We start from the raw sequence: 11,604 nt of genomic DNA on the forward strand, positions 1-11,604 counted from the left end.
AACTTAAAAAACGGAGGATCATTATGGGCAACGTAATACGCCGTTATACCCAGTCCTACGAACATTAATATCAGTAGTATTAGCGCTATTATCAAGCCATCGCTGTTGAACTGCACCATTCAAAACTTCTTTTATATCGACCAAGAAAGTTGATTAATGTAACACCATTCAAGGTATAATTATTCTTATTCTTAAATTAGATGAAGACCCATGCCTAAAGAGAAAACACCTAACACAGAAAATAGCCACGGCGGTAAGCGCGAAGGTTCGGGGCGAAAGCGTAGCCGTGGACAGAGCGTAGTAATTCGAATACCAGAATCCTATGCCCAGGCAGTTAAAACCCTTATCGCTGAACTGGATGCATTACGGGACGCTCCCAGCAAACACAGTCACTCCACAGAGTGGGAATATTTGCATTTGGATGGTCACGAAGACGGTACAGGCTCGGCAATTTATCAAATTAGCGTTCGTAAATTCTAACTTGGTTTTTGTAACATTTTTCATGATATGAATATTACGACTAGCTTTGCACGTAAGGGGCATAGTTAGCCTCCCAGTTCTCGTACATTGCCCACCCAAACAGGGCCATGACGATACAAAATCTCCCCCAGAACTCTTCTCTTTACTCATTGTTGGCACTCCACTTGGATTAAAAAAAACCAGTTTATTAATTTTAAAAAGCCATAAATCCAGACTCAAAAAAAGCTAAAAAGCGGAGTTGATCCAATGAGTTTTATAAACGATTTTAAAAATGACGCCAAAACAGGCTCTCATGAATTAAAGCTCAACAGAGAGCCCAAACGCATTCTGAATGCCACGATTTTCCGTAAATTTATCAGATGAGGATCATCTTCGCGTAAAAAAATACTGTGAATCTATGGGGTTAAGTTGCGCGGCGTTAGCTCGTATGTTGATATTGTAAAAAATTAACAAACCCACCATGTAAATTACTTTGTAAATTACTCTCAAAAAAACATCACACCGTAACCGCTCCTGGTTATTATTAAAGTATGGTACGAGTTACTTATGCGACGTTAAGATCTAATGAAAAATGGCGTCATTAGTTTCTTTAGAATCCAGTACTTAATAAAGAATATTATTCGTAAATGATATTAAATATATAAAATCTTGTATATCTCATGCCATTGTGATAGCATATCTAGAAGGTGGGAAAGCCATCTATTTATATCAGAGAGTAATCGTTAGCAACATCGAAAGGTATTAAAAGCAAACGAACTCTTTGGTTGAAAAGAAGAGTAGTCCAACAATGGAATACTTAAATTTATAACTACGAAGGTCATCTAAATGAAAAATTCAAATAAACAATTAATCTTTTTGAGGAATATTACACATGAGCATGAAGTTAGAACCCGTTTCGGAAGCTGCCCTACGAGCGTTTAAGAAACTACCGAAAGATGTAAAAGAAGATTTCGCCAAAGCATTACAGGATGTAATGAATGGAAGAAGGCCGGGCATGGACTTCAAACAGCTGAACAACTTAGGTAAAAATGTTAAAGGTGTTGTAGAATTAATAATAAATGGCTCACCAGCCTACAGGGCGGTGTACGTAGCCAAATTCAACAATAAAGTGTACTTGTTACACGCCTTCACTAAAACAACCAACGGGGTAGATAAAAAGGCCATGGATGTTGTAGTGAAGCGGTTCAAAGAGATTCCCAAATGATGGTTAGCAGCAGCCTTCTGGTGTTCTGACGGTCATTGACATATTAACGTCTGCTTGTTTTTGTTGGATATAGTTAAACTCAAAAGTAAAACCTAGTTTACTCAACATCACCATCAACATATCAACAGAGAATTTGCTGATTTTCCCATTTTTCAAGTTACTAATGCGCGGTTGTGACACTCCCAAGTGTTCAGCCGCTTCTTTTTGCGTCCAATCTTTCGATTTAATTAAATCGACAATAGCATTCATCATATTTGAGCGCATTGTGTAATTTTCAATCTCTTTAGTATCGTCCGTTAACAACTCGAAAGCGTTATTGAATGATTTCATTTCGGTTTATTCTCCTATTTCAACACTAAGCATACAGTTTTGTATGCACTTACTAGTATTACAGCTGGTGTAATACCCCTTACCGTAAAATCAGTTAAAGCGAATAAGTAAGTGAGTGTTTTATTGAAAGGTAGTTCATGCGGCAAATTATACAAGTATTTATATAATTTACAAATTTTATTTTGCCTTTAAAAACATATAGTTAAATTACTCTCACTTTCCACAGGAGAACTTTACTTCCTAAATGTATGAAAACGAACCGTTGACCACTCAAACCGAGTGAAACGACATAACTAGCCCAAGTTCGTGTAACGGGTGTTATGTTAAACGCCTCTTCTTGCCGTTTTTTCCTAAAAAACCCTATGTTAACTATCCGTTTCACGGCGTTCAATGTGGATCCGGCACAAGTAGGTCTTAACGGTGTCAAAATGAAGAGTTTGAGCCAAAAAGGGCAAACACGAGGTGCCATTATCCAAAGAGTCAAAAGTTATGGATTAATTCAACCTCTGTTGGCAAATAAATATAGCTACTCCGACCATTCGATCGAACGCCAAGGGCATTTAGGCTACTTTCAAATCGTCCAAGTTGACATCGTCAGTGTCTCAGTAACGGACAGCCAGTGATTCAGCAGTGAAACCTGACTGATGTCTTTGCTATCACAAAAAGGTTAATAACATTATCGTAATTATTTTAGGCTTTTCCAGCATGAGTACTAATATCATAAAGTCGTTTTTTATTTACTAACTCCTCAGGAAGGATTGCGATGAAACTTAGTTATAACTTAGTAATTGTTTATTTTTGGTGTTTTGTTTGTGTCAGCTACACGCAGGACGCTGAAGCCACTATTATAGAACTCAATGATCTTTATACTTCTGTTGACAAACCAGCCACCCTGGAATTTTTTTTGGATGATAGTATTTCTGCGTCTATGAAAATATTACAACCAAATGAAATCGAAGATTTCTTTGGTCTGTCAAAATCAGAAACGCAAACTGTAACTGGGGAGTGGTGGAAATTAACAGTGACAATTAATGAAGATGATGCGGGTTTTTTTGGTGGAGCAGATGATCTAGTTATTTCTGGCTCCTTTACACACATAAAAGGCCCGCATGGTGAGGGATCTGGCGCCGCGTTAGCATTTCGTGCCTTGTATCCCAATGCTGTAGCGGCTGCAAATGGGCAATGTACCGGGCCTGGCCCAGAATTAATTAATCCTCACGTGAAACATAAAGATATATTGAATAAAAGGCCATTCGCGTGCGGTTATACATCGGTTAAGTCGTTAAACCAAGGAACAATAGAGAGTTATGAATTTATTGCAAGTGCACGCCACGTAGCAGAACCAGGCGTTCTAATGTTGTACATGTTTGGCCTATCATTATTTTGTTTCTTATTTTTCTTTCGCCGCAAATCTGACAAAAAAGTTATCCTGATAACCAGCATTGCCCAACCATCGTCAATAGGCGATAAGACTTAGACGGTGTCAATATTGTCACATCTGCTAGTCGGAACAGGATATGGCATTGAAATTAGCCCCGCTGGCGTGCGCTACATGTGGCTAAGGGAAAATATGACGACCAATGCATTACGACTTCAAAAAGCAAAATCCTCGCTAAGCGGCAGCTAGCGAGGATTGTCTTCCCTTTGCTGTCAATAAACGGGTACGGTGTTACGACAAAGGCGCTCGGTAATTAGACCTACAGAATCCCTTGGTAATCACATTAATCCAATTATCTAAAGGTGAGGGATCGCCCCCAATGTTCGAGGGTTTTAAAAGGGACATATTGATAGCTCAGAGCCTTGGCTTGATTAAAGTAACTTAATTCAAAATTGAGTTGTCCAGGAACAATCCGATCACTTTTTCTTATTTTTGTTCTTGTCGGTTCCGCTAAACGTTTGATAAAACAGAAACGCCGAAATCCCGACTAAAAAAACGACGATCGGTACCCATCTTTGGGCTTCACTTAACATTCGTTCACTCCTATCTAGCTGCTCTTTGTAAAAGCAAATTATGGCTTATCCTAGTTGCTCCAGGATAACACCAGTTGACACAATATTCACTCTTCGATTTGGTACTGAAATCCCTTTTTGAGTCTGGGCGCAAATACGCTATCACTATTAACACCCAGACTCAAAAAGGGATTGATCGAATTCGCGCACTATTTTAAATGCACTTTGACAATAACGTGTCAATCTGCACATAATGTACGCTTATACAAAAGAGTAGTGACTTTATCACTCGTGAGTACCGACACGTTAATCACCGAGACGCAGTTTCCACACTGTCGCAATGCGTAAACGTGAGTTCTGGCTATATAGCCAGAAAATTGAACCCATCTATCGAAATCGAAAACAGGAGAACTTAACGATGCAAAACGATGATAAAGCCACTTAGCAGTGTAAAAGCCAGAGCGCTAACCCCCTCTTAAATCACCGGTTCGCATAGGGCTAAATATGTCTGAACCCGCACAGCGTATGTGTAAATCAGGCTAACAGGCATTAAGTTGTCGCTGTCGTTCTTTTAGAACGATTGTAAAATTACTTACAGGTACACCATGAAAGATTTTGATCTTGATGCCGAAATCACAGCTATCAAAGCTCATACCAAGGCCATCAGAAAACGTAATTATTCCAGTCGTATATCTAAGCTAGACAAGTACAAGGGCGAACTGTTAACCCTGCATAGGGCTGGTACCAGTCACGCTGAATTACTCCGCTGGCTAAAAGCTAAACGTATTACATGCGCCCCCTCTACCGTCTTAAGATACATTCAAAAACATGGGTAAATTTGCCAAAGCTGAAACCCAAGCTGCATCCGTAATTAAAGCCTTACAACGGCAAGGCGTTCTTAAATCTTTCAGCACAGCTGAAAACTACAAACAAGCCCTGATCCGCACATGTCGCTACGTGAAGGAAGAGCGGCTAGGTTCGCTACGGGATTTAACCGTAGAGAGCGCCATGAATTACCTTGAATTACGAAGTGAGGAAGTAGGCCAAAAGGCTCTTGATCAAGACCGTCACGCTATCCAATTTATGATGCACCACCTAACAAACAAAATAGGTGCATCTAAGCGCTTGGCCAGTGTCAAATCTGACCAACCTCAAATACTGACTTCACGCAGTTACACCGCAGAGCAAGTTGAAATGGTTGCCGGCGCTCAACGTGGCGCTAACGAGATAGCAACGCAAATTGCTTATGCAGCAGGATTACGGGGCCATGAACTTCTGACTCTTAGGCCAATTGAAGAGCGAGGGGCAAGCCCACGGGAATCCGTCGATACAAAGTTCGAAGGTAGAGAGGGAAAGCGCTACACAGTTAAGGGGAAGGGGGGATTAATACGAGAGGTCGTTTTGCCGAACCCCCTCGCAGTACAACTTGAATTATTGCGTTTAGAAACCCCTCAACGTGTTACCGATAGAGGCATACATTACCAGCAGAATTATAACATTAATGGTGGCAAAAAATGGGCTAGCTCATTCAGCCAAGCGTCTAAACGCGCCCTTGGATGGTCTTCAGGGGCGCATGGCCTACGACACAGTTACGCCCAAGAACGCATGCATGAACTACAACATTCAGGTTTAGCCAGGATTGATGCGCTTAAAACCGTGAGTGAAGAAATGGGGCATTTCCGTCCCTACATAACCGAGACATACCTGCGATGAGAAACATATTCCTCTTCATAATTTTCACTGTGATTATCAGCCTTTTGATATATTTCAACGGCGTCATGAGCACCCAAGGATACGCCATTGCCACCGATGGCCAATGGCGAATAGAAGCAGTGGGTTGGGATATTTTTATCCAGGCGTGGCCAATCATGTTGGTCGCAATTGCTTTTGCTCTGCCTGTGGTCACTGGCATTCTGTTTTTTGGTTACCAGTACGCCAATAAAGATGATTTAGAACGCGACCGAGACGCGCAAAGAAGAGAAATTCAATCAATCAGGGAAACAGCAAGCAGAAGAGTTTTAGAGGCTGAAAATGCGTTACAAAGCGAATTAGCGAAAGCCAAAACGTTGCAAACTGAAGCGGAAGCGATGAAGGCAAAACATAAATCCGGTTATGACAGAGCCGTTAACGCTGTCAAGGACGCTGAAAACCGTATCAACGAAGCCGACAAAAAAACGCACTTTGCCGAAACAGCAAGAGATCGCGCCCGAGGTGCAGCAGAGCGACTTAAGCGCAAACTGGAACGACTAAATGGAGATATTCATGTCTAAACACACCAAATGGCCACGGCGGGAAGCGCAATGGCTCGGGGCGAAAGCGCAGCCGTGGACAGAGCGTAGTGATTCGAATACCAGAATCCTATGCCCAGGCAGTTAAAACCCTTATCGCTGAACTGGATGCATTACGGGACGCTCCCAGCAAACACAGTCACTCCACAGAGTGTGGAGTATTTGCATTTAGATGGTCACGAAGATGGTACAGGCTCGGCAACTTCTCAAATTAGCGTTCGTAGATTCTAACTTGGTTTTTGTAACATTTTTCATGGTGTGAATATTACGACTAGCTTTGCACGTAAGGGGCATAGTTAGCCTCCCAGTTCTCATACATTGCCCACCCAAACAGGGCCATGACGATCATCATCACTGCAACAAAATCTCCCCCAGAATTCTTCTCTTTACTCATTATTGGCACTCCATTTGGATTAAAAAGCCATAAATCCAGACTCAAAAAAAGCTAAGTAGCGGTTTAGCAGATCCTGGGCTTCTACTTGGTATCGAGGTGCGCTCTACATGGCTTTGCCATAAAGTTGATTTTTGTAACATAATTCAACTATATAATTGTCACTTCACTCCCGAAACAAGGCTTTCAAACAGTCCTTTTTTCAGGTATTTTTTAAAGTAACTATTTGATATAACAAGTAAAATTACCTGTTGATAATTCAGGTTCATTAGTTATAAGAACTGGTGTTAAAACCCTCAAATACCCATTTTTTATCCTATATCATAAAATCTTCCTCGTTATGGCCACCGGCCATGCAGCGGAGCGGGTACCTTCGCCTTGGCTTTCAAACACCCGGCATTCTTGTTGCGCAGAGGCACACAGCAAATAAATCTAATTTTGCACCATGCCGCTCTGCTAAGCCATCTTTGTGGCCGTTAGGCCATTATATTTCGCGCACCGGCTTGCCGGTAGAAGCGAACGCATTTTAATTTTTAAGCGGGGTATGCCGGAAACGAGTGTAACGAGGGGTAGGGCTGGCAGGGGTGCAACCCCTAAGAAGGGTACGCACTAAATTAAATAAGTTATTATACATTTTCATCCACAACCAAATATTACTTATGCCTTTCTTTTAAGCGGTTTAATGCGGCTTTCAGCTCTGTTTTACAGGGTTTTCCACAGCTTTTTTTCTTTGTTTTAATAACTTGTTTGTATACTTGTTTGTATACTTGTTTGTAGGGCAGCTAAGCCCTTTGTTTTTGTGGCCTTCAGGGGTTTAAGGTGTACGGATTCGTGGTAGAGGTGTACAGAACCGTGGTTTGAGGTGTACAGATTCGTGGTCAGATAGGTGTACAGTTCCGTGGTGTTATCCACATATCGGTGTACGGATATTAATCGGTGGACACCTATTGAGGGTTGGTGTATCTTATTTTTTCACGTACATCATTTCTATGTAAGCCAAGAGAATAGAGTTCTACATGGGTAAGGTGTACATAATCGTGGTGAGCGTGATGTAGCCTTTTATAGTTAATGTGGTGTATTTAAATGAATGGAATATCGGTTACAAAATCAAATCATTTGCTCGATGCAAGCTATAGATTGAATACACAAGCACACAAGCTAATTTTGTGTTGTATAGCGAAACTTGATCCAATGAAACGGCCTGAGAAGACAATTACAATAACAGCTAGTCAGTATGCCGAACTAATGCAGATAGACCTTAAACACGCTTACGAAGACCTTTATAAGTCAGCGGACGCACTATTCTCAGCATCAATAATACTTAATGAAGGCGACGAAGATATTGAGCTTCACTGGATTCAAAAGAAAGCAAAAAAGCGTAAAGGTGAAGGACAAGTGACCCTCACGTGGTCTGAAGACGTTCTAAAATACCTCACGCAGCTCAGCGGGAAGTTTAAAACTTATCAGCTTCGGCATGTTGCAAACCTAGACTCCAGCCACGCGATACGTCTTTACGAAATTTTAGTCCGCTTTGAAGATACAGGCTGGCGAGAAATAAGCTTAGATGAATTCAAAAAGTCTATGGGTATCTCAAACATATACCCACAGTTCAAAGAGCTACGCAGGAGAGTTATTGATCCAGCCATTAAGCAAATTAACAAATCTAGCAACTTGACAGTAACCGTCAAACCTAAAAAAAATGGTCTCAAAATATACGGACTGCGGTTTGATATTATTGTAGATGAGCAGATGGAATTAAATTATGAATAAGAAAATAACCACTCTTTAAATACATAATTACAGCTTTAAAGGTGTACAGATTCGTGGTCAACGTAATATTTCGCTACCATTTCCCAATGAGCAATGTAAATTACCGTGTAATTAACTATAATTTACATGGTAAATGATGATGACTAAATTAATATCTGTCTGGAGCCCCAAAGGAGGGACTGGTAAAACAACCATAAGCTTGCACTTGGCTGACTGCATGGCCAGAACAGGTAAGCGAGTTTTGGTATATGACTCTGATAGCCAAAAGTCACTAACAGAAGTACATAATCACTCAGATGATCTTAAATTTGATGTTACAGCTACAAGCCCAAAAAGCATCGAAGGCTATGACTACCTTATTATCGATTTCCCACCCACCGTGGAAGGACTAACTCGTGAACATCGGACTATTTTAGATAAATCTGATCATGTAGTAAGTCCGGTTCGAGCAAGCAGACTAGATCTGATGTCATTTAAAAGCGTAAAAAACATGGTAGAAAGTGCTCGCTTGATTTGTGTTCTAAATGCTTATGACAAACGAATTAAAGACCAAGTTGAGGTTTACCAGGAGATCGCTAAAGACTACGTTGTATTGTCCTACAGCTCTATCTACAGCCGCTCAATAAACGCTTGCAAGACTATCTTCAGCGACTCTATCAGGAGCTATCACGGTATAAACAAAGCACGCAACGAAATGCGCAAACTAGCGGAGTTGATCCAATGAGCTTTATAAACGACTTTAAAAATGACGCTAAAACAGGCTCTCATGAATTAAAGCCCAACCGAGAGCCAAAACGAATTCTAAAGCCACGATTTTCCGTAAACTTATCAGATGAAGATCATCTTCGCGTAAAAAAATACTGTGAATCAATGGGGTTAAGTTGCGCGGCATTAGCTCGCATGTTGATTTTAGACAAAATCAACAAAGCTTAGCTAGGTAATTTACCTAGTAATTTACTAGGTAAATTACATTCCACACTTTCATTATGCGGTGTGAAACAAAATAGGCCGGAATCAAGTAGGTTTAGAAATATCGACACCCTCTTTGGTTGTCAGCTCTGCGTGTATGGGCGTTACTTTGACAACATTACCCTTAGATAGCTTTAATCTAGATTTTCAAAAAATTCTGCATGCAGAATTTTTTGGAGTCCTAAATTAAATTTACTGAACTATAGATTCGGTTCGTGAGTATGCGCTCCCAAAATTTTCACCTCGATGATAATTTATAACCTAATTTAGCCCCGAATAAGTATTTCTCGCTGATGCAACACAGACTGTTTTTTGTGGTTACAGCAAGACTACTTACAAACGGAGCTCACGATGAGCTGGAAACTGTCATTTTTTCAACTAAATTTAATTGCTGGATAAGAGCAAACATGGACGTTGAAAATGACTATATGCCTCCCACCTGTGCACCAAGTACCACCTAAAGCGTTAATCCAAACTTGGTGTCTACTCCTCCAAAGCGAAGATGAAAAAGTAAGCATGCACGCCAAGGAAATGCTGCTAGAAAATTTTGATTCAATGCGTGATGTTGTTGAGTTTGTAAAGCTGCATAAAATTAAGGTTTGATTAAAACGCTGTTAGGGCCAATCAACTAATAATTTTGGGGATATCACATCACTTTATGTTTCGTAAATACGTTGGGTAATTCTGGAATAAAGCCGGATGTTCGAATATCTATCACAACGTAAACATAAAATAGCTATATGTAGTGATTAAATGCAACTCACACCACTATATATCGTGAAATTATAGATAGTGATTTATTTAAACAAAAAGTTTAAGAAAAAAAAATTAAATCAATTGTGCTTGCAATCCTACTATCCGCAACTCCGGTAGTGTTATTAAGTGAGTCGCCACTAACATTAAATTCACTGCACCAACACTGCGCAGAAAACCACCAGATGTTGGGTTGCAATGCGCTTGAAAGCTCACTATCTTGTGTTTTGTTAAATGAATTAAAAGTTAAGGTTTGTTTAATTTGGGAGGGCGCGCTGACAGCTTTAACGAGAAACTGTCAGCACAAACTCACAACGAAAGGTCGAAGGAGTTGCTTGTCTGTTTTGATACACTAGACAAATTAGAGGAACACAGTTTGTGTACTTCCAATAAATGAACCCTACTTATGTTTCATAAATTTTTCAATTACTATAATGTCAAATTTGAACAAGCAGTTGGTTTTACTAAGTATTCTTCTATCGACCTCTATTTTAAAAATTTAAATGCGAGGTCCATTAAAATGGCACGTTTAAAGTATTGCAGTGGACAATTTTGTCCGATGAAAGGTATGCGTCTTTGTATGTTCTGCCTGATGATCCCTAATTATTGGGGAATTTATCATGTCGAATGTACTGCGTTCTCTTCAGGCATTGATGATGTGGTGAATATATCTCCCCAAAAACAGCAAAATTTTTCTGTTTTAAAGACGTAAGTAGCTAGCGAAAGGCCTACGATACGTAGGCCTTTTTATGACACCGCCAACCCGGCGATTAGTTCAGTTGCATGCTGTTGAATGATCTCAATCATGTGAATGTGTGTTCACAATCACCGGAATATGCACTCAGTATAGATGAAGTATACGCCTCTACTTTCAAAGCAAAAAAAGTCCCGAAGGACTTCTTTTGGTATACGTTCAGCTTATTTTTTATGGATATGTTTTTTACCCCATCGTTCTAAATCATCGCTATAGTGATTTAGAACAGCGATCCCTATAACAATAAAAACAATCGATATAGGCAAAGCCCATGCTACGAATGTAGATCCACTAATACCAGTCATTACATTTCTCCCAATATCAGCGCAATACACGCGCTCAAGATAAACAATAATATGCCTACACCAGATAATACCATAGCTACAGGCACCAACCCCCCAAAAGTGAGGGATAGCCCCCAATGTTCAAGGAGGGACATTTTGATAGCTAAAAGGTGTAATATTGAATTAAACACACCAAGAGAATATTTTTATGTCTGGCATAACATTTGTTTCTATTGCTTTTCCCATTATTTTCATTGCTTTGGTCGTAATAGTTTTCGTTGTTAATCATTACAGCCATGCACTTGAAAAATGGGGCTAAAAGCACATCAAATAAATCAGAGCCCGCCTTGATTAAAGTAACTTTAATCAAGTATCGTTATCCAGGAACATTCCATCATTTTTTTTGGTTTTTCTTACTCTTCTTTCGCAAA

Annotated in this window: 12 protein-coding genes; 10 read left to right on the top strand and 2 right to left on the bottom strand. The window is 40.1% G+C overall.

Annotated elements, in window-relative coordinates; genetic code table 11:
• The first annotated feature begins 210 nt into the window (after positions 1-210).
• The gene (locus tag AC3RV5_RS23395; RefSeq protein ID WP_489732248.1) at positions 211-480 is read left to right on the top strand and encodes a hypothetical protein; all 270 of its coding nucleotides are present in this window, start codon (positions 211-213) and stop codon (positions 478-480) included.
• Between the two features lie 871 nt (positions 481-1,351).
• Positions 1,352-1,684 carry a type II toxin-antitoxin system RelE/ParE family toxin gene (locus AC3RV5_RS23400; RefSeq protein ID WP_489732249.1) on the top strand — a complete coding sequence of 111 codons (333 nt, stop codon included), beginning with the start codon at positions 1,352-1,354 and terminating at the stop codon, positions 1,682-1,684.
• 3 nt (positions 1,685-1,687) lie between these two features.
• Here AC3RV5_RS23400 and AC3RV5_RS23405 read toward each other — a convergent pair whose 3' ends face one another.
• Positions 1,688-2,014 carry a helix-turn-helix domain-containing protein gene (locus tag AC3RV5_RS23405; RefSeq protein WP_489732250.1) on the bottom strand — a complete coding sequence of 109 codons (327 nt, stop codon included), beginning with the start codon at positions 2,012-2,014 and terminating at the stop codon, positions 1,688-1,690.
• Positions 2,015-2,376: 362 nt separating this feature from the next.
• Here AC3RV5_RS23405 and AC3RV5_RS23410 point away from each other — a divergent pair, with 362 nt between their 5' ends.
• The 5 genes from AC3RV5_RS23410 (at position 2,377) to AC3RV5_RS23430 (ending at position 6,234) form a co-directional block, all read left to right on the top strand.
• Positions 2,377-2,637, top strand: coding sequence for a hypothetical protein (locus AC3RV5_RS23410; RefSeq protein ID WP_489732251.1), 261 nt, complete (start codon positions 2,377-2,379; stop codon positions 2,635-2,637).
• Positions 2,638-2,777: 140 nt separating this feature from the next.
• Entirely contained in the window at positions 2,778-3,491 is a 714-nt protein-coding gene (locus tag AC3RV5_RS23415; protein WP_489732252.1) for a hypothetical protein, read from the top strand.
• 1,078 nt (positions 3,492-4,569) lie between these two features.
• Complete coding sequence (locus AC3RV5_RS23420) at positions 4,570-4,800, top strand: hypothetical protein (protein ID WP_489732253.1); 231 nt, start codon at positions 4,570-4,572, stop codon at positions 4,798-4,800.
• Positions 4,793-5,677, top strand: coding sequence for a site-specific integrase (locus AC3RV5_RS23425; RefSeq protein WP_489732254.1), 885 nt, complete (start codon positions 4,793-4,795; stop codon positions 5,675-5,677). Before AC3RV5_RS23420 ends, AC3RV5_RS23425 begins: the two co-directional genes overlap by 8 nt.
• Positions 5,678-5,742: 65 nt before the next feature.
• Positions 5,743-6,234, top strand: coding sequence for a hypothetical protein (locus AC3RV5_RS23430; protein WP_489732255.1), 492 nt, complete (start codon positions 5,743-5,745; stop codon positions 6,232-6,234).
• Positions 6,235-6,523: 289 nt separating this feature from the next.
• Here AC3RV5_RS23430 and AC3RV5_RS23435 read toward each other — a convergent pair whose 3' ends face one another.
• Complete coding sequence (locus AC3RV5_RS23435; RefSeq protein WP_489732244.1) at positions 6,524-6,646, bottom strand: hypothetical protein; 123 nt, start codon at positions 6,644-6,646, stop codon at positions 6,524-6,526.
• A 1,080-nt stretch (positions 6,647-7,726) separates the two neighbouring features.
• Between AC3RV5_RS23435 and AC3RV5_RS23440 the strand changes: the two genes are divergently transcribed.
• The 3 genes from AC3RV5_RS23440 (at position 7,727) to AC3RV5_RS23450 (ending at position 9,346) form a co-directional block, all read left to right on the top strand.
• A complete protein-coding gene (locus AC3RV5_RS23440; RefSeq protein ID WP_489732245.1) occupies positions 7,727-8,413 on the top strand; it encodes a replication initiation protein in 687 nt (228 codons plus the stop codon).
• Between the two features lie 139 nt (positions 8,414-8,552).
• Positions 8,553-9,137 carry a ParA family protein gene (locus tag AC3RV5_RS23445; RefSeq protein ID WP_489732246.1) on the top strand — a complete coding sequence of 195 codons (585 nt, stop codon included), beginning with the start codon at positions 8,553-8,555 and terminating at the stop codon, positions 9,135-9,137.
• The gene (locus AC3RV5_RS23450; RefSeq protein ID WP_489732247.1) at positions 9,134-9,346 is read left to right on the top strand and encodes a hypothetical protein; all 213 of its coding nucleotides are present in this window, start codon (positions 9,134-9,136) and stop codon (positions 9,344-9,346) included. The genes AC3RV5_RS23445 and AC3RV5_RS23450 overlap by 4 nt, the downstream gene beginning before the upstream one ends.
• Positions 9,347-11,604 lie beyond the last annotated feature (2,258 nt).

Source organism: Paraglaciecola sp. IT1134 (assembly GCF_058068185.1).

Bases quoted from the DNA above. Each gene is read 5' to 3' on its own strand.
- AC3RV5_RS23395 (WP_489732248.1), top strand. From the start codon at position 211: ATGCCTAAAGAGAAAACACCTAACACAGAAAATAGCCACGGCGGTAAG.
- AC3RV5_RS23400 (WP_489732249.1), top strand. From the start codon at position 1,352: ATGAGCATGAAGTTAGAACCCGTTTCGGAAGCTGCCCTACGAGCGTTT.
- AC3RV5_RS23405 (WP_489732250.1), bottom strand. From the start codon at position 2,014: ATGAAATCATTCAATAACGCTTTCGAGTTGTTAACGGACGATACTAAA.
- AC3RV5_RS23410 (WP_489732251.1), top strand. From the start codon at position 2,377: ATGTTAACTATCCGTTTCACGGCGTTCAATGTGGATCCGGCACAAGTA.
- AC3RV5_RS23415 (WP_489732252.1), top strand. From the start codon at position 2,778: ATGAAACTTAGTTATAACTTAGTAATTGTTTATTTTTGGTGTTTTGTT.
- AC3RV5_RS23420 (WP_489732253.1), top strand. From the start codon at position 4,570: ATGAAAGATTTTGATCTTGATGCCGAAATCACAGCTATCAAAGCTCAT.
- AC3RV5_RS23425 (WP_489732254.1), top strand. From the start codon at position 4,793: ATGGGTAAATTTGCCAAAGCTGAAACCCAAGCTGCATCCGTAATTAAA.
- AC3RV5_RS23430 (WP_489732255.1), top strand. From the start codon at position 5,743: ATGAGCACCCAAGGATACGCCATTGCCACCGATGGCCAATGGCGAATA.
- AC3RV5_RS23435 (WP_489732244.1), bottom strand. From the start codon at position 6,646: ATGAGTAAAGAGAAGAATTCTGGGGGAGATTTTGTTGCAGTGATGATG.
- AC3RV5_RS23440 (WP_489732245.1), top strand. From the start codon at position 7,727: ATGAATGGAATATCGGTTACAAAATCAAATCATTTGCTCGATGCAAGC.
- AC3RV5_RS23445 (WP_489732246.1), top strand. From the start codon at position 8,553: ATGACTAAATTAATATCTGTCTGGAGCCCCAAAGGAGGGACTGGTAAA.
- AC3RV5_RS23450 (WP_489732247.1), top strand. From the start codon at position 9,134: ATGAGCTTTATAAACGACTTTAAAAATGACGCTAAAACAGGCTCTCAT.